Genomic DNA, 23598 nt, shown 5'->3' on the forward strand with positions numbered 1-23598 from the left:
ACGGAATTGCAAGCACCGCAATCATCGCGTGGAATAGATGTATGGCCCCCGGCGCCCATGAGCCCACCATCCGAGAGCACGACGACGAACTAAATAACCTGTCGTCGATGAGCTTCATTGGACTGGTGTTGACGCAATTCTTTGGTGCCGCGAACGACAACATTTTCCGTTGGTTCGCCATTGGCATCGGCAAAGAACAGCAACCTGAACACGTAGGCACCATCCTGATGGCTGGTACCGCGTGCATGGTCGCGCCGTACCTTATTTTCGCACCTCATGCGGCCTATTTCGCCGATCGATATAGCAAACGTAGCGTCATTGTTGCCTGTAAGATCGCAGAAATTGTGATCATGGTGCTCGGCATTATGCTGGCCTGGAGCGGGCAGCTTTTCTGGTTGTTCAGCGTGGTCTTTTTTCTCGGTGCCCAAAGCGCCATGTATGGTCCGGCCAAGCTGGGTGCCATTCCCGAGATTCTCAAGACGAAGCACATTTCTTCCGCCAATGGAATCATCGGTCTGGCCACGGTGGTGGCTACCGCACTGGGGACTGTGGTTGGCAATTTGCTAAGTGACTGGACGCACCAGGGGGAAACCAACCTCTGGTTAGCCGGTCTCATTATGGTGGGCTTCGCGGCGGTCGGGATTGTGACCAGCTTGTGGATTCAGAACCTGCCGATCAATCAGCCCGATATGAAATTCCCCTGGAATCCATTTCGCAGCGTGATCAAGGATCTCAAAGCACTACGCGTCAACAAGGCCATCTTTTACGTGGCGATGGGCAGTGCGTTCTTCTGGACCCTGGCTGCCCTGGCGCAGTTGAATATCGACCAGTTCGCCGCCGAAAGCGGCACCACCACTCAGGCCGACGTCGGGCCACTCCTTGCCGTGCTGGTTGTCGGAACGGCTGTCGGCTGCATCCTGGCCGGTTATTGGTCTCAAGGTCACGTCGAAATGGGGATTCTCCCACTTGGTGCGACCGGCCTGGCGATTTGCTCGTTCCTGCTATTCCTCTGCCCTTCTCCGATTGTCGGTGCCGATGGGAACTGGAACTTCGTCTTCTTCGTAGCGAGCTTCCTGCTGTTTTTCATGGGGCTATCGGCAGGGTTATTTGAAGTGCCGTTGGCTTCGTTCCTGCAACATCGAGCGCCGGCCGAAAAGCGTGGCACCATTTTGGCCGCGACCAACTTCCTCACTTTTGGTGGCATTTTGATTGTCTCGGTGGTGTTCTCCGTTTTGCGAACGCCGGTCTATGAAGGCAACGTTAATAATGTCGATCAAGTTGCCGGCTTGGAGATCTCTCCGGAGTTCTCGAAACAGGTCCGGCAAAAGTCGGACGAGCTACGATCGGATATTGTCGCAGGAAACCCGTACGATTCGCCGCTAGACATAGCGAAGTCGATCGCATCGAATGAAGACGAAAAGACATACGCGTTCGCTTCGCTACTGATGACCCAGTTGCATCAGGCGTTCACAGATCAAAACCCGATTGATCGCAGTGAAGTGATCGACAAATACCCCGACTACAAGCAGCTCGTCGCCGAAATCTATTTCCAAGCGACCAACTTGCCGCTGATGAGTTCGCGGCAAATCTTCCTGCTGTGTGGTGTGGTAACCATCCCTATTCTTTTCTACATCCTGTACCTGCTTCCCCAGAACTCGCTTCGCTTTCTGGTGTGGTTGGCCAGCGAAACGTTCTACCGCATTCGCGTTCATGATCGCGAGAACCTGCCTGCCGAAGGGGGCGCACTTTTAGTTTCCAATCATGTCTCGTGGCTCGACGGCGTTCTGCTGATGCTCACCAGTAGCCGGCCTGTCCGCATGCTCGTTTGGGGTGGGAACTTCAAGAGCGAATGGTTCCGTCGGTTTGTCGAGTACCACGGAGCAATCCTCATCGACAAGGGGCCCAAGGGAATCCAAAAGGCGCTACAACGAGGACGCGAAGCGATCGAGAACGGAGAGTTGGTCTGCGTGTTCGCCGAAGGGGGCATCACGCGTAGCGGTCAGATTCAAGGCTTCAAGCCAGGTCTCTTGAAGATGGTCGAGGGAACGTCCGCTCCGGTCATACCGGTCTTCATTGATGAGCTTTGGGACAGCATTTTCACCTTCAGCGATGGCAAGTTCTTCTGGAAGCTTCCCCGTAGCTGGCAGACCCCCATCTCCATTCATTTTGGCGAGCCCATCGAGCCTCCGTACGGCATTCATGTCATCCGCCAGGCCGTCCAGCAGCTAGGAGCGATCGCTTTCGAGCGACGAGTTGAGCGAGTGATTCCCCCAGCGAAAACCCTCCTGCGCGTTTGCAAACGCAGACTCTTTACTTCCAAGGTAGCCGATACGACCGGTGCCGATCTGACCGGCGGTGTCTTTCTCACACGGATCCTCGTCCTGCGTCGTTTGCTCAAGCGACACATCCTCAAGTCACGTAAAGAAGAGCAATACGTCGGCGTCTTGCTGCCTCCTTCGGTCGCTGGTGCCGCGGTCAACGGGGCATTGGCCCTCGATCGCCGCGTGGCCGTGAATTTGAATTACACGACCAGCAACGAAGTGATGAACTACTGCATCAAAAAGTGCGGTATCACGTCGGTGCTGACCAGTCGTCGCTTCATGGAGAAGTTCGAGTGGGACCTCGACTGCGAGGTCGTCTACCTGGAAGACCTGAAAGACAAGCCGACCCTCTGGGATAAGATCAGCTGTGCGTTCACGGCTTTCGTGACTCCTAGCTGGATCCTCGATCGTGCGTACGGTCTGAACAAGATTCGCCCAGATGACACCCTGACGGTGATCTTTACGTCTGGCTCGACAGGCGTCCCCAAAGGGGTGCAGCTTACCCACGCGAACATTTCGTCGAACGTTCAGGCCATCCAGCAGATGGTGCACCTGAATCGTCAGGATGTCATTATCGGGATCCTGCCGTTCTTTCATTCGTTTGGCTACACCGTCACCCTATGGACCTTATTTGGTATCGACGTGAAGTCGGCCTATCACTTCAGCCCATTGGAACCGAAGGTGATCGGAAATCTGACCAAGAAGCACCGAGGCACGGTTATCTTGGCGACGCCAACCTTCCTCCGCAGCTACCTGCGCCGTGTCGATAAGGACGACTTCGCGACGCTGCAAATCGTTGTCGCCGGTGCGGAAAAGCTACCCAGCGACCTGTGCGAATCGTTCGAAGAGAAGTTCGGTGTTCGTCCTGTTGAAGGGTACGGAGCGACCGAACTGTCGCCGCTGGTTTCCGTGAACATCCCCCCTGCCCGCTCGATCGACAACTTCCAGATCGATCGCAAGGAAGGGACGGTAGGACGCCCCATCCCCAACGTGGCCGCCAAGATCCTCGATCTTGATACCGGCGAGGCCAAAGGGGTGAACGAACCTGGCATGCTATACATCACCGGTCCCAACGTCATGAAGGGTTACCTCGATCAGCCTGAGGAAACAGCCGAGGTACTGAAAGATGGATGGTACAAGACCGGCGACGTAGCGCTGATCGACGAAGAAGGCTTCTTGAAGATTACCGGACGTGTCAGCCGATTCTCGAAGATCGGTGGCGAGATGATCCCGCACGTTCGTATTGAAGAAGCGATCGAGCAGATCCTCGGCCCGTGTGAAACAGAAGAGCTGGCAGTGGCCGTTACAGCCGTCGAGCATCCTACCAAGGGAGAACGCATCGTAGTCGTGCACACGCCGCTGCAGTTCACGCCTGAGGATATCTGCCAGCGTCTGAAGCAGGCCGGGCTACCCAACCTCTTTATTCCATCCACCGATAGCTTCATGGAAGTCGAGAAGATTCCGATTCTCGGTTCCGGCAAGCTCGACCTGCGAGAGCTCAAGGCAATCGCTACAACGCGATTCGCAACCAATGGCTCGGCGGCGTCCTCTTCGAGTGAGTCGAATTAACGACGCAGCTCGGCGAAACGTTTCCTGGGAATCGAGCCCAGGGAACTACTGGAAGCCGTATCGATCACCGCTTCTTCCGTGACAGCTGGCTCCAGGGGACGCAAGGCAATTTGCTCAGGCTCTTTCGGCAAGAGTGCCGGCTCTTGCACCGGTGCCGCCGCCAATGGAAGAGGGTCTTCGTCGGGCACCTTGGCAAACTGCTGTTGAACGCCTCGCTCCGCAACAACCTTACGCTGGTAAACACGCGTTACCACGTCCCCAAATTGCTTGCGAACCGTCGGATCGATTTTCTGCAAGCGAGAGACCAGGTTATGCATACCGGTGACGTTGTCTTCGGCATTCTTGGAGATCTTTCCGATGAACGAGGAGGTCTCGGCAAAGTTATAATCGGCCGTCTTGCCAATCAGAGGATGAAGCGTTCGAGCAAGCAAGTCCGCGCCACGACTTTCGAATTTGACGAAAACATCTAAGCGATTCGAGACGTACGATTGCCCCTGGCCGGCTTTGGTGTAGCCTGACTGAAGCACCAACACGCAGTTAGCCAGGATCTTCCCCGGCGCGAGTGGCCCTTCGTAATAGCCTTCGGCAAAGAAGATATTCGTTTCGCCGTCGGCGTAAACAATGTCGACATTGCTGACAGTGCCAGCGCCATCATTGGCATGGAACGATGTGGGGCCCATCCGTCTTACTTGGACGTTGGTGATCCCCATCAGTTCCCAGATGTTGACGACCACTTCTGGATAGCTAACCAGAAACGCGTAGATTTCCGGATCGCAATCGATCACCTGTACCGGAAGGCGTCGAAAGATGCTCGGATCTTTCACCACCTGAGAAACACGATTCTGATCCTGCGGGCGCATTTGCGTGAAGGGAATCAGGCGCATCGCATCTTGCTTATCTTCACGGCTGAAACTGACGAGTTCCGCCTCGACTTCCTGGGCATCTACGACGGATGCCGGCAGCACCCCAACGACCAAAACTAAGGCCAACAAGCGCAAGATCGATCCAAGAAGACAGGTCGGAGTGGTTGAATTTCGGAAAATCGGCATGCAAGCATTCCCCCTTGGCTTCGCGACGGCTGAGATGGCCTTACCCTTAAATCGGTTGAATCGCTATGATCGCCACAATCATTCTGAGATTCCTAAACCGAACCATGGGCTAGCACCTGCGGTTTTTCGGCAATGAAAGCTTCCGCCAGCGATATCATCCGTAGTTGATTCCATGCAGCATCCCAGCGAAGTCCCCATTCGACCCATCCGAACCACAGCGATAATGCTGGGCATGCTGCTGTTGCTGGCAGCCGGATTCAGCTTCTTAGCAGTGTGGTACTGGCTACCAGGCCGCATGGATACGCTCGTGCTCAATGCTTCCGAGTCGGAGGTGGCAACGAGAATGGAGCACGCGCTAAGGGACTCGTCGACTCCCTACCAAGATATCGCTCGGTGGATGAGCTCAGACCGCGCTGCTGTGGCCCTGGAAGCGACCAGGCTGATGCAAGCCAGGATCGACCGTCTTCAAGCCGAACCAGGCCTCGCAATTGCCGATCAGGCGTACCGGTTAGCCCAGGCACTGAAGAACGAGTTGCCCAACTACCCCGAACAGACTCACTACCAGGTGCATCTCATGGCAGATCAGATGGCCAACTGGGACCTGGGGAGTTCCACGAAACAGCACGGTCCGTTTCTCATACTCCTGGAAGATATGATTCGCGAAACCAGGCCGTCGACTCCCTCGACCGAACTGGCAGCCAGCGACCATCTAGTGTTGAACTATCTTCAGACGCAAAAGACCAGCGAAACGACAGCGACCAGCCCTGCCCCGATTGATCACCGCCTGGGTGATATCGACCTGCGGGGTGGCTTACCATGGCAGCAGCAATCGATACCTGGGGATGCTCCGAAAACGGAAACAGCTCTTCCTGCCAGGACGCAAAGTGTTCATCGAGACGTCGACGTTTTGCCGGCCAACCGCCGAGTCGCCATCGATCAACCACTAAAGCTTCCCATCCTGACCGAAACTCCCAAGCAGCTTCCGGCCGGCCCACATCCTGATCAGCCTCTTCCCGATTTCAGTCGACTTACGACGCTGGAGATCATGTGGATGCTGCATCTACAGAATTCGCGCATGGTAAAGCACGCCAGGGAAACCCTCATAGCGCGAAACTTCAATACCGAAGACCTAGAACTGGCAACCAGACTTACGCACCCAGATGTAGCCCAACGACTACAACTGGTCCGGGATCTACCCATCATGCCTAGGGAGGATCGAACCCACTGGCTTTACTATATGACAAAGGACCCCGATGAGGGGGTTCGTTATAGTGCTGCAGCCGCACTTTTAACATCTACCGATCCGCGACTGCTAAGACGTTTGAAAGCGGACATGGCAACAGACCCGAGTCCGCGCGTTCAAGCTTTAATTCGACGGTAGTCGATCTCGCCAGCTGGACACCTAGAATTCTAGTGCGTCAACTTGCTCAACATTTCCATCGCCTGCTTCGCTCGGCTAACACCACCGATCGAGTCCACGAACTCTTTCGCCGACATAAGATCTTCAGCGGTGATCTTACCAGTCTTAGCCGGCCCGTTCGCTTTTCTCTTATCCATCGACTTGATGGTGCTTACATATTGTGGCGTAACATCCTTGTAGCCAGCTTTCTTTAAAGCATCCGCTACGATGGTCGGCGAAGCATCGGGGTTGTCCTGCTGGAAATTTCGGATTGCATCTGCTTTAGATGGTTTGTTGGTAGCGCGTTTTGCCATGCTTCGTACTTTTTCTTTCAATGAAACTATCTATGGCGTTTCCTGAATGCCTCGCCCAGGCCCATACTCAGTCTAGACTCACATCTTCAAATCGTCGACTTGCATTTATCTAGAATGCTGTCATTCCGCAAAGAGCTTTCTATCTAGCGGATTTCTGGACTTTACTTCTCCCTGTCGTAACCGGCAGGCAAAGTTCAATCCCTCAATATATCGCTTCCATCTACATAGACCACCCTCGCCTTATAAGCACGTAGCAGTTTCTACGAATGAAAGTACAATAAATGTCCTATTTGCCTAAAACACTTATAGCAATTCACTCTTTTGGGTGATCCCATGCAATCAATTGCAGGGACACCCGAGTGACCAAGTCCGTGCGTACCGTCGCATCGGTAGTTATCGATTACTAACTGGAATGCCGCAGCAAGAATCCACTCCAGTGAGTGGCGAGCAATTTCAGATCAATTGCGTACGATGCGAAAGAAAAAAGTGGGGATGACAGGAATCGAACCTGCACTCCTTGCGGAACTAGATCCTAAATCTAGCGCGTCTGCCAGTTTCGCCACATCCCCTGGCTATCCAAATTACACCAAGTTCTCGGTGCTTTTGAATGAAGGTCTCAAGTATATCATCACCCATGTAGGCTTGGCAACGTGGCCCCCTCTTGGGTGTTCGTGCTTAAGATGCGAAAACGGAAGAGTAGCCCCTACGTCGTTGTTGCTTAGCCTGTATTCTCATAAGCCGAATGAACATGCCTGAATTGAAAGCGGTCGTCTTCGACATGGATGGGACGATCTTGAACACCGAGATGCTCTATCCGCAAGTATCTACCGAGATCCTGCGGCGTCGTGGCCTTTGCTTAACCAAGGAATTAACCGATGCCATGATGGGACGACCGGCTCCCAAGGCATTTCAGGTCATGATCGACTGGCACGACCTGGTCGACTCGATTGAAACGCTCTATCAAGAGTCGGAAGAGATCTTTGCCGACATCTTGGAAACGTCTCTGGGGCTGATGCCCGGTTTTACCGAGTTGTTCAAGTCCATTCTAGAAGCCGGATACCCCATCGCTGTTTGCACGAGCGCCCGGCGAGATACCGCGATCGACTTACTAGGACGCTTTAATATCACACCAGAACTTCAATTTGTGATTGGAGGCGATGACGTCAAGCATGGTAAGCCAGACCCCGAAATCTACTTAACAGCGGCCGATCGCCTGGGCCTGGTACCCAGCGAGATCGTGGTCTTCGAAGACAGCCAAACCGGTTGCAAGGCCGCCATCGATGCCGGCACTTATGCCATCGCGGTACCAGGCGACCACAGTCGCGAGCATGGTTTTGAAGGGGCCCAGTTCGTCGCCGATACGCTGCACGATCGACGTATATACGAACGACTTGATCTACGTTCTCCCATCTAATTCATATCCAGCGATGCGTCGAGATATCTATGCTTTCCATAAGTCGATTGACGAAAACGCGAGCCCCCCTATAAACTGAAAAGGTGCGCCCCCAGAATGCACAGTGTCGGACACTGACTCCCCCCGCAATAAAGGATTGAAGCGATGAAAAATCTCGCCATCGTCCAGATCGACGACGAAATCATGTTGGCACCTGGATCTCCCCAAGATTCCGGCCTGTTGCCCAGCAAACTTGCCGCTCGCAAGCTGAACTCTGCTCCCCTCATCGAATGGCTCGTTCGTCGTATTTCCGAAGCGGAGTTGATCGAAGGAATTGTGGTGGTCATGCCCGATCAACCGCAATATCGCGACCTCGTTACCCTTATTCCGCTAGACATTCCTTGCCACCTGAGCAAGAAGGAAACTCCCCTGGCCCGCCTGGCCGATGCAGCCCGGAAGTATCCTTCCGAATCGATCGTCCGCGTGCCGCTGGAAACACCTTTCTGCGATCCCGTGCTGATTGACCGCCTGCTGATCACGGCACAGATGCACGGCGATAAAGACTACGTGGGTTACTGCCTGGAAGATGGCTGCCCCGCTTGCCAGTCGTCGATCGGGCTATTTTCAGAGTGGATTCGTAGTTCGGCGCTGGCCAAAGCCAATCGCGAAGTGAAATCGCAAGGGGACGCCTATCGAGTCGACAGTTCGTTCCTCAACTATCCGGAACTGTTCGCCCTGGAAATGATTCCGGTTCCCGATTCGCTCAACCGAGAAGATCTCCGTTTTTCCGTCGCCAACGACGAAGACTGGGAAGAATTGCTCGCGATTGTCGATGCCCTGGGGGCCGAGACACTTCACTGGCAAGACGTGGTGCGAATCATCGACGCCCAGCCCCCCATCCGCCAGCGAATGGCCGAGCGTAATCGCCTGATCGCCTAACATCTAGTCGCCTGCGAATCGAATTCATGACCTGGAGGGACGCTTTGACGTCCCTCGGATCTTGCTAGCAGCACCTGGCCGCAAAATCGAAACAATCGTCAAATTCCACTCAATTTACCAAGCTGATTCAGTCGAAGAAGTATCTGAATCGACTTACTGTGACGATCTGCTTCCCCCCAGCAAGGCTGCGATGCCATGAAAAAGTTGCTTACCTTAATCGCCGGTGCCGTTCTGATGGCTAACGTTGGATGCACGATGTGCAGCCACCCGTTCGACTACTCGTACGCAGCATACGACGAAGCGCAAATGAGTGGGCACCGAGCTGGATCCGCTTTCTCCCCTTATTCTTCGGAATCGGTCGTTACCCAGGCCGTACCGGCTGAAGAGATCATCGAAGAAGAAGTAATGTACTACGACGAATCCAACTAAGACATCTTGGTTCCGTCACACCAACAGGGCAGCATGATTGCCCTGTTTTCGTAGAAGCACCTCTTGTCATGGTCCGTCGTCTCTCTTCGTACGGATGTGCTTGCCTGCCCGGCAACTTCTTTTCAAGCCAGTAAAAATGGGGTAGTGTGTACCCCGATCTCTTCTAACGCCCCCTTACCCCCCATCCCCTCAGTTCGTCTGCCCCAATGAGTGATGCTACCCAGCCGTCCGGCTCTGCGCCTGACGAACAACCCATCGACGATATCAACACCACCGTCGAGCCCCCGACTTCCTTCTTCACCACGCTATCGTGGTTAGGTCCAGGGTTGATCGTGGCTGGCTCCATCGTCGGCTCCGGCGAGTTGATCGCCACCACCAAGACCGGTGCCGAGGCAGGCTTTGCGCTGCTATGGCTGATCATCCTGGGCTGCGTGATCAAGGTTTTCGTCCAAGTCGAATTCGGCCGCTATACCATCACCTCGGGCAAGACGGCCCTGGATGGTCTGAACGAAATTCCCGGCCCTGCGGTCTCCTTCAAGGCCTGGGGCAAGCCGTACCGCGTGAACTGGCTGATGGTCTATTGGCTACTGATGACGCTGGCCAGCCTGGCTCAACTGGGCGGTATCGTCGGCAGTGTCGGCCAGGCCCTGCAAATTAGTATTCCTCTCACCGAAAGAGGGCGAACGTTTAACGAGTTCGCCAAAGCGCAAGCCGACATTCAAGTTCAAGAGACCCTGATCCGCCTGGCCACCGAACGTGGTGACAACGATGCCAAGCTGGCGGCCGAGTCTCGCATATCGGAACTGGAAGCCGCGCAAGGAGAGCTGTCTGCACGCTACCTGAGCCTTCGCCGGCTCGTCCAGACCGAGCAAGTCAATCTCGCCAACACGGCAGACGAATCGTCCGCGACACCGATCCAAGGTCGTATCCAAGAAGCACGCAACGAGATGGAGAGCATTAAGGCCTCGATTGTCAGCGTCGACGACAAAATCTGGGCAGGCATCATTGCCGTTATAACCTCAGTGCTGCTTTATCTGGGGCGATACCACTTCATCCAAAACTTCTCGACCGTCCTGGTCGCCGGGTTCACGTTGATTACGATCGGCAATCTTTGTGCCCTGCAGTTCACGCCAGAGTGGGCCATCTCCGGCAGCGAGGTACTCAAAGGACTAAGCTTCAGCCTGCCCGATGCATCGATCGCTGGCACCACGCCGATAATCACGGCCTTGGCAACCTTCGGCATCATCGGTGTCGGTGCGGCTGAACTGATTGCGTACCCTTACTGGTGCGTCGAAAAAGGATACGCTCGCTTCACCGGCAAACGAGACGAAAGCGACGGCTGGGCTCGCCGGGCAACTGGCTGGCTGAAGGTTATGCAGTGGGACTCGTGGGGATCGATGTTGGTCTACACGTTCGCTACCATCGCGTTCTATCTGCTGGGTGCCGCGATCCTCGGACGTACCGGCATGAACCCCGAGAGCACTGAGTTGATCCGCACGCTGAGCGTGATGTACGAACCTGTCTTCGGTTCGTTGGCACCCACGCTGTTTTTGTTTGGTGCGTTCGCCGTGCTTTACTCCACGTTCTTCGTCGCCAACGCAGGCCATGCCCGCGTCGACGCCGACGGCGTCCGGTTGTTCGGCATTATCCCTCCATCGGATCGCGCGTTGCACAACACAGTTTCCGTCTTCAACCTGGCGTTCCCACTCTTCTGTTTCCTGGTTTACACGTTCATTCCCAAGCCGGCTCAGTTGGTGCTACTCAGTGGGGTGATGCAGGCCATCATGCTGCCGATGCTCTCGGTGGCAGCCCTTTACTACCGGTATCGCCGCATCGATCCACGGCTGCGTCCTGGGATCTGGTGGGATCTCGGTTTGTGGACCTCCAGCTTTGGAATGCTGATCGCCGGTGGTTACCTGTTTTATGCCAAGCTTCCGGAAATCGCTCAGATACTAGGACTTGGCTAACGGCGGATCGGCATGTGCCAGGCACAATCGATACAACCGGTGTGCCTGGAACAGCAAACTATTGCCACGGCGAAATTGAAGTCGACGCGTAACAGGGCCAAAACCTACGTTTGAGAAACAGTACTCAAACGCAAAAGGCCCTGTCATGTCCGAAGCGGCACCCCCCACCGAAGCACCCTCAGTTCTGTCGCCTGCCATGTCGGACGCTCCCGCCAAGCTCGCCAAGGTTGTGCATGTCATCAATGGCGAGCACTACTCCGGTGCCGAACGCGTTCAAGACCTGCTGGGCAAGTGCCTTCCCCAATTCGGCTACGACGCAAGCTTCGTCTGCGTGAAGCCAGGTAAATTCGCCGAAGCACGCGCCGCCGAGCAGTGCCCGATCTTCGATCTGCCCATGCGGCACCGGTTCGACCTGTGGCAAGCCAAGAATCTGGCCGACCTGGTGAAAGCAGAACAGTTCGAGGTGATCCACGCCCATACGCCCCGCACGGCGATGCTGGCCATGGGTGCTTCGTACCTGACCAAGGTTCCCTTCGTCTACCACGTTCATAGCCCGACCTCGCGTGACTCGACACGTAAACTGCAGAACTGGGTCAATCAAAAGATCGAACAGACTGCAATCGCCAACGCCTCGCAGCTGGTGTGTGTTTCCAACAGCCTGGCTGGTCATATGCGCAGCCTGGGTGTCAGTGACAACCGCCTGACCGTGGTGCACAACGGCGTGCCGTGCGTCGCCGACGTTCCTGAGCGGGAGCTTCCCAGCGGCATTTGGACACTCGGCACGGTCGCCTTGTTCCGACCACGCAAAGGGCTGGAAGTCTTGCTCGATGCGATGGCTCAGCTGCGTGAACAAGGGCACCTGATTCGCCTGCGTGCGGTCGGCCCGTTCGAGACCTCCGAATATGAAGCCACCATCCACGAGCGTGTGCAGAAGCTGAAACTGGAAGACGCGATCGACTGGATCGGTTTCACGCGTGACGTGAATGCCCAGTTCTCGCAAATGGACCTGTTCGTTCTGCCCAGCCTGTTTGGCGAAGGCCTACCGATGGTGGTCCTCGAAGCGATGGCCGCCGGGACGCCGGTGGTGGCGACCGACGTGGAAGGAGTCACCGAGGCGATCACCGACGGCGAAAGCGGCATCATCGCCAAGCCCAACGATGCCGCGCATCTGGCCCAGCGGATCGAGGCCGTTCTTACCGGGCGAGAAGACTGGCGAAAGATTCGCACGACGGCCCTGGCTCGCCACGCCGAGTCGTTCTCGGACGTCGCGATGACCCGCGGTGTCGCTGGCGTTTACGACCAGATTCTGCAGAAATAGTCCACCCAATCGAGCCACGTGACCAACCGTGTCACGTACCGGGGCGAAGATAGAGAAGTGTTGCCGGAAACGGTGGGTGACTTCACCTCCACGCCGAGGAGAGGTATCCTACCTGTGGCATGTTCCCTACCTCCCCATGGACGGCTCGATGGTGATTTCTCGCGAATTTGTAACCTGGGACCGCCCCATCCTTCATTCGGCAGCCGATTGGCTGATCCAGTCGGCTACGGTCTCGCCTGAAAACCTCCCGCTGGTCGACCTTTCGCACTGCCTGGTCGTGGTCCCCGGCGGTTTGGCAGGCCGACGTCTGACTGAACTACTAATCCAAAAAGTGGAAAAAGACGGCCGCTCCCTCATTCCCCCCAGCATCATTACCGTTGGCCAACTGCCGGAATACCTGTACGAAGCCCAACTCCCTTTCGCCTCAGAATTGACGCAGCAATTTGCCTGGGGGGAAACGCTACGTGCGTTCGGCAACGAGCAGCTCAAACCGCTGATCCCCTTCCCCCCAGATGCGCACGACCTGGGCACATGGCGCGACTACGGCGATTCGGTGCGTCGCGTTTATCGCGAGCTCGTTTCCTACGCGTTCGACTTTGCCGAAGTCGCTCAGAAAGCCCACTCGCTGGAGGACTTCACCGAACAGCCGCGGTGGGACGTTCTCGCGAAACTGCAGAACGCCTATCTGAATCGACTCGACGCGTTGAAGGTATGGGACAAACAGTCCGCCAGGCGTCACGCAATCAAGTACGACGAATGCCACAGCGATAAGCACATCGTCCTTCTGGCCACGGTCGACCTCAATCGTGCGACGCGGCAGATGCTCGATCAGGTTGCCCAAAAAGGGGGACAGATCACCGCAATTGTCGGTGCGCCGGAACGCTGGTCGAATCACTTCGACGAGCATGGCTGCTTGATCCCTGATGCCTGGACCGACGAAACCATCGAGCTCGACTGGCAATCGGTCGCCATCGTCGATGGTCCGACCCAACAAGCCGATGAGGCCGCTGGGGCGATCGCTGCCGTCGCTGACAAGTACACGGCCAAAGACGTGATCGTCGGCCTGCCTGACGAAAACCTGCTGGGGGAAGTTCGCCGCATCTTCGGCCAACACGGACTCAAGTGCCGCTTCGGTCCGGGCCGACCGGTTACCAGCACCCTTCCCTTCCGCTTGATTGAAACAATCATCGAGCTTTCCCAAACGCGACAATACCACGCGTTGGCATCTGCCCTGAGGCACCCCGATCTATTCGCCACGCTTAAATTTGCTCAACCTGGCATCGAGAAGCTCGATAACTGGTTTAACAATCGCCTGCCGGACGTCATTGATAACTCGATTCAAAACGAAGAAGTATCGCAGGCCGTCGCCCAGCTCAACCAGTTGGCTGCTCCGTTTGTTGGACAGAAACGATCGCTGCCGGAGTGGGCCGATCAGGTTCGCGAGTTGCTGCTGGCCGTTTACGGCAGTCAAATCATCGACCTCGATACCGAAGACAACTTCCAACTTGCTCGTCCGCTGCAAGCGATCAACGAAGCGATGGCCCAATGGAACGACATTCCTGAGTCCCTTTCGCAAGCGTTCGGGGCGTCCGAAATGCTGCGAGTACTCAAGAGCCAGCTCACCTCGTCGATGATTCCGGCCGAGCACGACCCCGATGCAATCGAAGCACTCGGTTGGCTCGAACTGCCGCTGATGGATGCACCCGTCTGCGTTATCACCAGCTTTAATGACGGCCTGATTCCCAGTGCCAACACGGCCGACCTGTTTCTGCCGAACTCGCTGCGAAACCTGCTGGGGTTGGAAGACGATTCGCTGCGTTATGCTCGTGATGCGTATCAGGTACAGGTCATTCAGCATTCGCGTGAAGTCGTAAAGTGGATCGTTCCCAAACGCAGCGCCGACGGCGACCCGCTGGCCCCCAGTCGACTTCTATTCACCGGCGGTACCAGCGACCTGGCCCCGCGTGTGGTCAAATTTTTCGGCACGCCTGAGGATCCCCAGAACCCGGCCAAACAGCCTGGCACCACCTTGCAGGACCATCGCCAACGCATTGCCATTCCCATGCCGGAGCACCTGGACACGCTCGAGATGCCGGCCTGGGATCGTTTCTCGGCGACGCGTATCAACCAATATTTGAAGTGCCCTTATCGCTTCTTCCTGAAGTATGTCGTGGGGCTGCGGGGAGAAGACGACTGGAGCACCGAACTCGACGGCGGGGCGTTCGGCAACCTGGCTCACGACACGCTCCAGGCATTTGGCATCAGCGACGTGAAGAACTCGACCGACGAAAAGGTGATCTTCGATTTCCTGTCGTCGCAGCTGAGCGATGTGGCCGCCAAGCGTTACGGCAAAAGCCCTCTGGCCACAATCAAGTTGCAGATCGAACAACTGCGTCTACGCCTGCGGGCCTTCGCGGCGGGTCAGGCGCAACAGCGTCAAGAAGGCTGGGTCATTCATCGCTGCGAAGCGGAAATCGCCGGGCCCTATCCGGCAATCGAAGTCGACGGCGTCGAGATCGAACTGGAAGGGCGTATCGACCGCATCGACCATCATCCCGAAACAGGGCAATGGGCCGTGTGGGACTACAAAACCGGCGACAGCACCGGCGATCCTGAAAAGGACCACCAGATCGGCCCTCGTGACGACAAGAAGTGGGTGAGCGTCCAACTCCCCTTCTACCGTCACCTGGTGAAGAGTATCGGTATTCGCGGAGAAGTTTCGCTCGGATACATCACCCTTCCCAAGCTCGGCGAGGAAGTCCGCTTCCGCCAGGCCAAGTGGAATGACGACGATCTCGACACCGCCGATGCCACCATCATCCAGGCGATTCGTGATATCCGTGCAGGCGTCTTCTTCCCGCCTGGTGAGGCTCGTTATGAAGACGAATTCTCGCGAATCTGCCAAGACACCGTTCTCGGAAAATGGGAGCCTGCCCAATGAGCGACAGTAACACTCCCTTTCCCAACACGTTAATTCGCGCCTCGGCCGGAAGTGGCAAGACGTTCCGTCTATCGAGCCGTTACCTGGGGATCGTCGCCCATAGTGGTCGCCCCGACGAAATCCTGGCCACCACGTTCACGCGTAAAGCGGCCGGTGAGATTCTCGATCGCATCATGATGCGTCTGGCCATCGCTGCGATCGACCCAGCCAAGCTGAACGAACTGAACGGTTCCCTCGAAGGGACACCACTTACCCAGGCAGACTGCCTTCGCACGCTGCATAAGATCCCGCAGCAGATGCATCGCCTGCAGGTTAAAACGCTCGATAGCCATTTCATCCGGCTTGCGCAGTGCTTTAGCTTCGAGTTGGGCCTGCCGCCTGATTGGACGATCCTCGACGACGTCGACGACCAGCGTCTGCGAATGGATGCCGTGAACCGTGTCCTTGCCCACCCGGAAACCGGCGAGGTCATCCAGTTGCTGCACCTGCTGAGCAAGGGGAGCTCCGAGCGCAGTGTTTCGCGGCTGGTGATGAATGTGGTCAACGATCTCTACGGCGTTTATCTCGACTCGGACGAGAACTCGTGGCAGGTTCTTTCCATGGCAGCCGCTCCCAAAGAAAAGGAAGTGGAAGATGCCATCGAGTTCCTCGACAGCTACCCTGCCGATCAGAAGTCGCTGAAGAAGGCGATGGTGGCCGACGTCGAGCGTTTTCGTGGTCAGCAGTGGCCGAAGTTCCTGGATACCGGACTGCCGCCGAAGATCGTCGCTGGCGAAGAGACCTACATGCGCAAAGCGATCCCCGACGACGTCGTCCGCGTGTATCAAACGCTTGTACGCTATGTGCAAAGCATCTTGATCGGCCGCACTATCGATCAGAACCGGGGAGCCTACCAACTGCTCGATCAGTTTCATACCCACTACGAACGACTCAAGTGGCAGCAGCGTGGATATCGCTTCGAAGACGTGACCCGCCGCCTGAGCGACGCCCTGGAGAATAGCTCCGAAATCCAGAACCAGTTCCGACTCGACCGAAAGATCGAGCATCTCTTGCTAGACGAATTCCAAGACACCTCGCCGGTGCAGTGGGACGTCATTCGCCCCGTCGCCCAGAAGATCGCCGCGCAACCCAAGGATCGCTCGATCTTGTGCGTGGGGGACATGAAGCAGGCCATCTATGCCTGGCGTGGGGGCGTTGCCGAGATCTTCGATGCCGTCCAGAAAACACTGCCAGGCATCAACCCCGAGGACATGGACAAAAGCTACCGGTCTTCGCCGTTGATCATGGAAACGGTGAACCAGATCTTCGGCAAACTGGGCGAGTTCCCCGCCGCAGGCAAGATGCGCAGTGGCATCGATCACTGGCTGAAGTTCTTCCATCCGCACGAAACAGCCCGCCAGGAACTGCCCGGCTATGTCACGCTCGAATCGGCACCGCTGGACCGGGAAGGAAAACCATGCGATGACCAGGTCATCGCCCATACGGCAAAACGCGTGGCCGAACTGCATCGCAAGGCACCTCATATATCGATTGGCGTTCTCGTCCGACGCAACGCTACGATCGCCTCGATGATCTACCTGCTCCGCGAGCTTGATGTGATGGCCAGCGAAGAAGGGGGCAATCCGCTGACCGACTCGGCCGCAGTGCAGTTGATGCTTTCGATCCTGGAATGGATCGATCACCCCGGCAACACGGCGGCACGCTTCCATGTGGCGCAGTCGCCGCTGGCCGTACTTTTGGGCCCGCCGGTGCAAACCAATGCCCAGTGGGAGCTGGTCGCTAACGATCTACGGCGTGAACTGCTGGTAAGCGGATACGGTGCCGCGATCAGTCGCTGGGCGAAGCATCTTCACCCGGAATGCACCCCGCGAGAACAACGTCGCCTGGAACAGCTCGAGCGATTGGCCTTCGCCTATCAGTCGAAAGCGACTCTTCGCAGCCAGGACTTCGTGCGATTCATCCAGTCGCAGCGTGTGGGGGATTCGTCGAGCGCGGCGGTGCGTGTGATGAACATCCACCAGTCGAAAGGGCTGGAGTTCGATGCCGTCTTCCTACCGGAACTCGACAATCGCATTCCCCCCCAAGCCGACAGCTTCGTGATGCGGCGCGACGAACAGATTGGACCGATCAGCGGCGTGACCCACTACGTCTCCGAGTCGCTTCAGCCGATGTTGCCAGAGGCCGTCCAACAGATCTTTGAAGAGACGCAGCAAAAGAATGTTGTTGAAGCCCTGTGCGTGCTGTACGTTGCACTCACCCGAGCGGTCCATGCACTGCACATGGTCATCAAGCCGCGACCGATGCCCAAGTCCGGCGGTGAAGGTCCTTCGAAATCATTCTCAGGCATCATCCTCAACGGCCTGACCGATGTCGCGTACCCCAACGAAGAAGTCCTACTGTACCACAGTGGCGATCCCAACTGGTACGAATCGACCGCCAGCGAGCACCACGAGATCGAAACGACGCAGGCCCCAGCCGAGGAACGCCTTCCGATCCAACTCAAGCCGACCTCGCCCGATGCCCTCGGCGAGTTCGTCGCCCCGTCGTCTCTGGAAGGGGGACGCATGCGACGCGTCAAGGATCTGCTGACGGCCAAAGTGGTGACCGCCGGAATGCAGTATGGTTCGGCCATGCATCACTGGATGGAGTCGGTCGAATGGACCGAAACGTTCGTCGCCGATCGCGAAGCGATGATTGCCTCGGCACGTGCCAAGTTTGGCGAGTTCGCCTACGCAGGGGCATTCGGTCACTTTCAATCGATCCTGAAATCCAACCCATCGACCGAACTCCTCGGTCAGAAACAGTACCAGTCGCATGCCTGGTGGCCAGGTGCCAGTGCTGGCGACACGCTGAGTGTCCAACGCGAGTTCCCCTTTGCGATCACGCACGAAGGATCGGTCCTGCGAGGATCGATCGACCGGTTGGTGCTGGTCCAGCAGGACGGCCAAGTGGTTGCCGCGGACGTGATCGACTTCAAAACTGACAAATTTGAGGACGATGCGGCCCTTCAAGAAAAAGTCGACCACTATCGCCCTCAGGTCAACGCTTACCGTCAGGCAGTCGCCCAGATCTTCAAGCTCCCTCGCTCTGCCATCCGCGGCACGCTTTTCTTCGTGCACGGACCGAAGATCATCACGTGGCAGGAGAAAGAAACCCCATGACAAAATTCATTCACACTGCCGACCTGCACATCGACAGCCCGCTGCGCGGCCTCGCCGTGCGGGACGAAGCGATGATGCGCCGCGTGCAGCGGGCAACTCGCACGGCGCTCGAGCGCATCGTCGATCTGGCGATCCAAGAGCAAGTCGAGTTCATCCTGATTGCTGGCGATCTGTTCGATGGCGATTGGAAAGACATGCACTCTGGCCAGTGGGTGGCAGGCCAGTTCCGCCGCCTGGCCGATGCCAATATCGGCGTCTATTACATTCGCGGTAATCACGACGCCGTCAGCCAGATTCAACGCAAGATTCGCTGGCCCGACAACGTGGTCGAACTTCCTCATGACGAGCCTGCGTCGATCGTGCTGGAAGATATCGGCGTTGCGATTCACGGCCAAGGCTTCGCCGATCGCGAAGTGATGATCGACCTGGCAGCCAGGTACCCGCAGCGCATCAGCGGCATGTTCAATGTCGCCATGCTTCATACTAGCCTGACCGGCAGCGAACATCACGACACGTACGCACCCACCACGATCGAAACTCTCCGTGGCCGCGGTTACGACTACTGGGCCCTGGGTCATATTCATCTGCGAAACATGGAGCCGCTTTCCACCGAACCGTACGTCGCCTATAGCGGCAACCCCCAAGGGCGTCACATTCGCGAGCCTGGTGCCAAAGGGTGCCTGATCGCCGAGATCGAAGGGGAATCGCTCAAGCAGGTCACCTTCCATCCAACGGACTCATTGCGATGGCAAGAGTTGGTTCTCGATGTCAGTCAGGAAACGTCCCTGGAAGGAGTGCTCGCCCAAGCAGGCACCGCAATTCAAGCCGGGCACGACCAACATCTGGGACTCGGTTCGGCATTTCGTTTAACGTTCTGCGGTGCCACGAAAGTACACGAGCAGTTGTCTGATTTGATCAAGCGCGGCGAAGTGCTCGGCGAGATTCACAACGCGGCGGAAGCGATCGACGACGAAATCTGGATCGAGAAGATCCGCTTCGAAACCCAACCCCATTCGCAAGCCTCGCTACAAGACACGCACGACTTGTGGGGTTCGATCGCCCAACAGTTCGACCAGGTTCAAGCCGATGCCGAGGCGATCAAGCAGCTGGAAGAACTCGTCAAACCAGTTCTCGACAAGGTAAGTGCCCAGCATGTCGCACTGAGCGACGATGGAACCTTGGACGAGCGTCTGCCCCAGTGGATCACGGCAGCTCAGCAACTACTCCGCAGTCGATTAGGGGCCGCAAGCGAATGAAACTACGCCACCTTGACCTGGAAAACTACGGCATTCACGTCGAGCAAAGCTTCGCGTTTCAGCCTCATAGCTTGCAAATTGTCTACGGCCGAAACGAAGCAGGCAAATCGACGCTGCTGCAAGCGGTGCGCGAACTGCTGTTTGGCTTTCAACACGCCAAGAGCAATCCGTTTGCGCCCGATTCGACCAATAAGAAGATGAAGGCCACCGCGCAGCTGACGATGTCGGACGGGTCCGACCTACAGATCGTTCGCCGCCAAGGGAACAAGAACACCCTGACCGGCAACTACCAAGACAATGAGATTGACGAAGACCGCTGGAAGCAACTGATCAGCGGGGCCGACCAGCGACTGTACGAGCACGTCTTCGGTTTTTCGCTCAAAGAACTCGCCACCGGCGAAGAGAGCTTGAAAGAAGCCAACCTGGACGAGGCCCTGTTCGGCGGTGGGCTAGGTCGTTTACACGACTACAAGGAGCTGCTCAAGAGTATCGATGAAGAGACCGAAAGCCTGTTCAAAAATCGGGGGCAGAAGCAGAAGATCAACGCGATCTTGGCAGATATCAAAGCTCTCAAGTCGGAACTCAAGCAGTCATCCCTTCGCCCGGCCGAATACGAAGAATGGCTCACCGAGGCTCGCCTTTGCGAGGAAGAACTGACGCGACTGAGTACCACGCTCGACAAGGTCTATCGCAAGCAGCAGCATTTAGAGCGTTTGCGAAAAGCACATCCCCTGTGGATCGAACGGCAAGCCAAGCGGCAGCAACTGGCCAAGCTGGAAGCACCCTCTTCCTTTCCGGCCGATGCCCTGCAAGAGCTTTCGCAAACACGACAACAATCGGCGAAACTTTCCGCCGAGGTCGAAAATCTGACGCTCGACCTGAAGCAACTGGATCAAGAGATCGCGGCCATCCAGTTCAACACCAAAGTCATCGAATCAGGCGAAGCGATTCAAACGCTGCTGTTTGGCATCAAAGAAGTCCAAGGGTATCGCCGCGACATTCCGCTGAGAACCCAGGATCGTCAGCGCGACATCGACGAAGCCCACGCCATTCTGCGGCAAATTGACCCGAAGCTGAAGCTAGAGCAGATCGCGAAGTTTGAACTTACGCTCACGCAGCGCAACAAGATCCAGCAGCTGAGCAAGACATTCCAGAAGCTGACGACCGAAATCGAGTCGCACTCACCGGAGGTCGAACGACTTGATCGCGAGATCCAGGAGATCGAGACAACCCTGGCCGAGATTCCCCAGCACGTGGCGGAGTTGGTCGAGCGTCTGCAATCAAGCCTCGATCCGCTCAGGACATCGCTTGCACGGCGTAGTGAGCTGGCGTCTCACATGCGTAAGCTGAACGCGGACATCTCGCAGCGTCGCCAGTCGGTCGATGCGATCGCTGGCCGCGAACTCGATCTCACGAATCCGCTACCGATGCCGATGGAACCGACCATTCATCGCTATGAGACGGAGCTTCAATCGCTGTCCGAGCAAATCCGCGCCGCGGAAGCATCCGTTCGAGAGACGACTGACGAGCTTGCTAACAAGAACGATGAGCTGCGTCGTCTGGAACAAGGTGCCCGCCTGGTCTCAGAGGAAGAGCTGCATTCGGCCCGCCAAGATCGCGACGAAACCTGGCAGTCGCTACGTTCGCAGCTCTTGGGAGAAGCGGATGCGACGACCTCCAAGCCAAATCCATCGCAGGCCGAAGCTTTCGACAAGCAGTTGGTACATACCGACCAGTTGGCCGACGAGCGATATCGACATGCCCAGATGCTGGCCGATCAACAATCGATGCTGTCGACCATCCGTTCGCTGGAAGAACGCCTGGCCGCGCGGGAAAAGCACCTGGCTCAACTCACCGCCACCCGGCAGGAAACATGGCAGGCGTGGTGCGCCGAGTGGAAGCCGGTCGAGCTGACACCCAAGTCGCCGCAAGAGATGCTTCCCTGGCGAGCCACCTACCTGGCTCTCGTCGAAACGCAGGCCGAGGTTTCGCAAATCGGCCAGGAGATTGCCCCCCTCGATCGCCGCATTGAAGCTACCACTGCCCTGCTGCGTGAACACGATCTCGTTTCATCTGACATGGCCCCAGAAGAAGCAGCCGTCTGGCTCGAGTCGTTCCTCAAGCGAGTTCAGGCAGACCAGCAGAAACGGGATCAGTGGGAACATCGACGACAGATGAACCGCGAAAGCCGCAAAACGGCGTTCAGCCAAAATGAAAAACGACAGCAGCAGCTCGCGGTGATTCAAACCGAAGCGTCCGAGATCCTCTCGGTGTTTGAAACGATTGGCGATGTCGATCTGGAGACGGCTGCCGATCTGATTCAAGCCGTTGAAAAGGTCCAGGCCAAACTGGTCAGCGCCGAAGGGCTACAGCAACGCATCGCCGATATGCAGCAAGGCCTGAAGCAGTTTGCCGACCAGGTCGAAACGGTTGTGGCGGCAACCGGTGAATCACTAGGCGACATGTCCCCGGAAAACGCCGCCCAGCGCCTGGGAACGCTGCTTTCCGAGGCGGAGAACCAACGCGGCCTGCGAAAGGAACTGGAAATCAAACGCCAGGTCCGCTCCGAATCTCTCGAACGTAGCCAGAAGGATCTCGCGGAAGTCGCGGCCCGCCTGTCGCAATGGCGTTCTCAAATCGACGCTGAAACGGACGAGCAGTTGGAAGTCGTTTCGCAGATTGTCCGCGAGAAGCAAGCTCTTGAGCGTGATCTGGCGGAACTCGACACGCAACTGGCACTGGTTCGCGAATCGGAGCCTGCCCAGTCGTTTCAGCAGGCACTCAAGGCGCTCGACGTCGATGGGCTCAAGCAAGAGCTTATGTCGGCCACCAGTGAACACGCCGAAGCCAAACAGCTTCAAGAGCAGGTCCAGCGGCAACTGGGCGAATTCGATCTGCGGCTGCGAGATGTCGATCAAACGAGCCACTCGGTGTTGGCCCTGGGGAAGATCGAATCGCTCCAAGCCGATCTTTCCGATTGCCTGGACCGGCTGGGACCGCTGCTGATTGCCAAGGAGATGCTCGCCCGCGCGATGCAGGCATTCCGTGAAGAAAACTCGGGGCAACTGCTGACGATCATCAGCCAACTGATCGAGCAAATGACCGAGGGACGTTATACGAAGGTCGAGCACGACCCCGATCACGAAGGGGGGCTGATCCTGAGCGGGCCCCACGATCTTCGCCGTACCCCTTCGCAGCTGAGCACCGGTACACGTGAACAGCTTTACCTGGCGATTCGCCTGGCCTACATTCGACATTACTGCCAAGGGGCCCAGCCGCTGCCAGTCTTGATGGACGACATCCTGGTCAACTTCGACGATGCCCGTCAGATCGCCACGCTGAAGGTCCTGATGGATTTCGATCCGCAAATTCAGATTATCATGCTGACGTGCCATCAACCGCTAGTCGACAAAGTCCAGTCACTCAGCGAGTCGATCCAGGTCACGCGAATTGACGGCCAGCCGGTCGAATCGCCCCCGGCCAAAACGCAGCCCAAACGTAAAAAGACGCCTGAAAAGTCCTCGACACCAAGCTTGTTTTAA

The 23598-nt window shown here is 56.8% G+C and carries 13 protein-coding genes and 1 tRNA gene; 11 read left to right on the forward strand and 3 right to left on the reverse strand.

The genetic code is table 11. The features are described 5' to 3' along the window. The first annotated feature begins 41 nt into the window (after positions 1 to 41). The gene (locus C5Y96_RS25800) at positions 42 to 3890 is read left to right on the forward strand and encodes an MFS transporter (protein ID WP_105359414.1); all 3849 of its coding nucleotides are present in this window, start codon (positions 42 to 44) and stop codon (positions 3888 to 3890) included. Here the strand turns inward: C5Y96_RS25800 and C5Y96_RS25805 are convergent. Next, a complete protein-coding gene (locus tag C5Y96_RS25805; protein WP_105359416.1) occupies positions 3887 to 4939 on the reverse strand; it encodes a hypothetical protein in 1053 nt (350 codons plus the stop codon). The two genes, C5Y96_RS25800 and C5Y96_RS25805, sit on opposite strands and share 4 nt — an antisense overlap. A 232-nt stretch (positions 4940 to 5171) precedes the next feature. Between C5Y96_RS25805 and C5Y96_RS25810 the strand changes: the two genes are divergently transcribed. Further along, on the forward strand, positions 5172 to 6320 hold the full coding sequence (locus C5Y96_RS25810; RefSeq protein WP_158261433.1) for a hypothetical protein: 1149 nt from the start codon (positions 5172 to 5174) through the stop codon (positions 6318 to 6320). 29 nt (positions 6321 to 6349) lie between these two features. Here the strand turns inward: C5Y96_RS25810 and C5Y96_RS25815 are convergent, their stop codons facing one another. After that, complete coding sequence (locus C5Y96_RS25815) at positions 6350 to 6652, reverse strand: hypothetical protein (RefSeq protein WP_105359420.1); 303 nt, start codon at positions 6650 to 6652, stop codon at positions 6350 to 6352. 487 nt (positions 6653 to 7139) lie between these two features. Then, positions 7140 to 7221, reverse strand: a tRNA-Leu gene (locus C5Y96_RS25820). A gap of 179 nt (positions 7222 to 7400) precedes the next feature. Here C5Y96_RS25820 and C5Y96_RS25825 point away from each other — a divergent pair. The 9 genes from C5Y96_RS25825 to C5Y96_RS25865 all read left to right on the forward strand — a co-directional run bounded on the left by C5Y96_RS25825 (position 7401) and on the right by C5Y96_RS25865 (position 23598). Further along, positions 7401 to 8066: an HAD family hydrolase gene (locus tag C5Y96_RS25825; RefSeq protein WP_233199136.1), complete on the forward strand. Its 666-nt coding sequence runs from the start codon at positions 7401 to 7403 to the stop codon at positions 8064 to 8066. Between the two features lie 144 nt (positions 8067 to 8210). Next, positions 8211 to 8984, forward strand: coding sequence for an NTP transferase domain-containing protein (locus tag C5Y96_RS25830; protein ID WP_105359423.1), 774 nt, complete (start codon positions 8211 to 8213; stop codon positions 8982 to 8984). Between the two features lie 195 nt (positions 8985 to 9179). Further along, positions 9180 to 9413, forward strand: a complete 234-nt coding sequence (locus C5Y96_RS25835; RefSeq protein WP_105359424.1) for a hypothetical protein — start codon at positions 9180 to 9182, stop codon at positions 9411 to 9413. A gap of 206 nt (positions 9414 to 9619) precedes the next feature. After that, a complete protein-coding gene (locus tag C5Y96_RS25840; RefSeq protein WP_199188801.1) occupies positions 9620 to 11380 on the forward strand; it encodes an Nramp family divalent metal transporter in 1761 nt (586 codons plus the stop codon). 145 nt (positions 11381 to 11525) lie between these two features. After that, entirely contained in the window at positions 11526 to 12698 is a 1173-nt protein-coding gene (locus C5Y96_RS25845) for a glycosyltransferase (protein WP_105359425.1), read from the forward strand. Between the two features lie 76 nt (positions 12699 to 12774). Then, on the forward strand, positions 12775 to 15639 hold the full coding sequence (locus C5Y96_RS25850) for a PD-(D/E)XK nuclease family protein (protein ID WP_146115813.1): 2865 nt from the start codon (positions 12775 to 12777) through the stop codon (positions 15637 to 15639). Further along, entirely contained in the window at positions 15636 to 18800 is a 3165-nt protein-coding gene (locus tag C5Y96_RS25855; RefSeq protein WP_158261434.1) for a UvrD-helicase domain-containing protein, read from the forward strand. The genes C5Y96_RS25850 and C5Y96_RS25855 overlap by 4 nt, the downstream gene beginning before the upstream one ends. Then, positions 18797 to 20056 carry an exonuclease SbcCD subunit D gene (locus C5Y96_RS25860; protein WP_105359430.1) on the forward strand — a complete coding sequence of 420 codons (1260 nt, stop codon included), beginning with the start codon at positions 18797 to 18799 and terminating at the stop codon, positions 20054 to 20056. Before C5Y96_RS25855 ends, C5Y96_RS25860 begins: the two co-directional genes overlap by 4 nt. Further along, positions 20053 to 23598: an AAA family ATPase gene (locus tag C5Y96_RS25865; RefSeq protein WP_105359432.1), complete on the forward strand. Its 3546-nt coding sequence runs from the start codon at positions 20053 to 20055 to the stop codon at positions 23596 to 23598. Before C5Y96_RS25860 ends, C5Y96_RS25865 begins: the two co-directional genes overlap by 4 nt.

The sequence above is a fragment of the Blastopirellula marina genome, from assembly GCF_002967715.1.
Classification (GTDB): domain Bacteria; phylum Planctomycetota; class Planctomycetia; order Pirellulales; family Pirellulaceae; genus Bremerella; species Bremerella marina_B.

Coding starts and splice junctions, on each gene's coding strand:
- C5Y96_RS25800 (WP_105359414.1), top strand. CDS start 42: ATGGCCCCCGGCGCCCATGAGCCCACCATCCGAGAGCACGACGACGAA.
- C5Y96_RS25860 (WP_105359430.1), top strand. CDS start 18,797: ATGACAAAATTCATTCACACTGCCGACCTGCACATCGACAGCCCGCTG.
- C5Y96_RS25845 (WP_105359425.1), top strand. CDS start 11,526: ATGTCCGAAGCGGCACCCCCCACCGAAGCACCCTCAGTTCTGTCGCCT.
- C5Y96_RS25840 (WP_199188801.1), top strand. CDS start 9,620: ATGAGTGATGCTACCCAGCCGTCCGGCTCTGCGCCTGACGAACAACCC.
- C5Y96_RS25830 (WP_105359423.1), top strand. CDS start 8,211: ATGAAAAATCTCGCCATCGTCCAGATCGACGACGAAATCATGTTGGCA.
- C5Y96_RS25825 (WP_233199136.1), top strand. CDS start 7,401: ATGCCTGAATTGAAAGCGGTCGTCTTCGACATGGATGGGACGATCTTG.
- C5Y96_RS25810 (WP_158261433.1), top strand. CDS start 5,172: ATGCTGCTGTTGCTGGCAGCCGGATTCAGCTTCTTAGCAGTGTGGTAC.
- C5Y96_RS25805 (WP_105359416.1), bottom strand. CDS start 4,939: ATGCCGATTTTCCGAAATTCAACCACTCCGACCTGTCTTCTTGGATCG.
- C5Y96_RS25855 (WP_158261434.1), top strand. CDS start 15,636: ATGAGCGACAGTAACACTCCCTTTCCCAACACGTTAATTCGCGCCTCG.
- C5Y96_RS25835 (WP_105359424.1), top strand. CDS start 9,180: ATGAAAAAGTTGCTTACCTTAATCGCCGGTGCCGTTCTGATGGCTAAC.
- C5Y96_RS25815 (WP_105359420.1), bottom strand. CDS start 6,652: ATGGCAAAACGCGCTACCAACAAACCATCTAAAGCAGATGCAATCCGA.
- C5Y96_RS25865 (WP_105359432.1), top strand. CDS start 20,053: ATGAAACTACGCCACCTTGACCTGGAAAACTACGGCATTCACGTCGAG.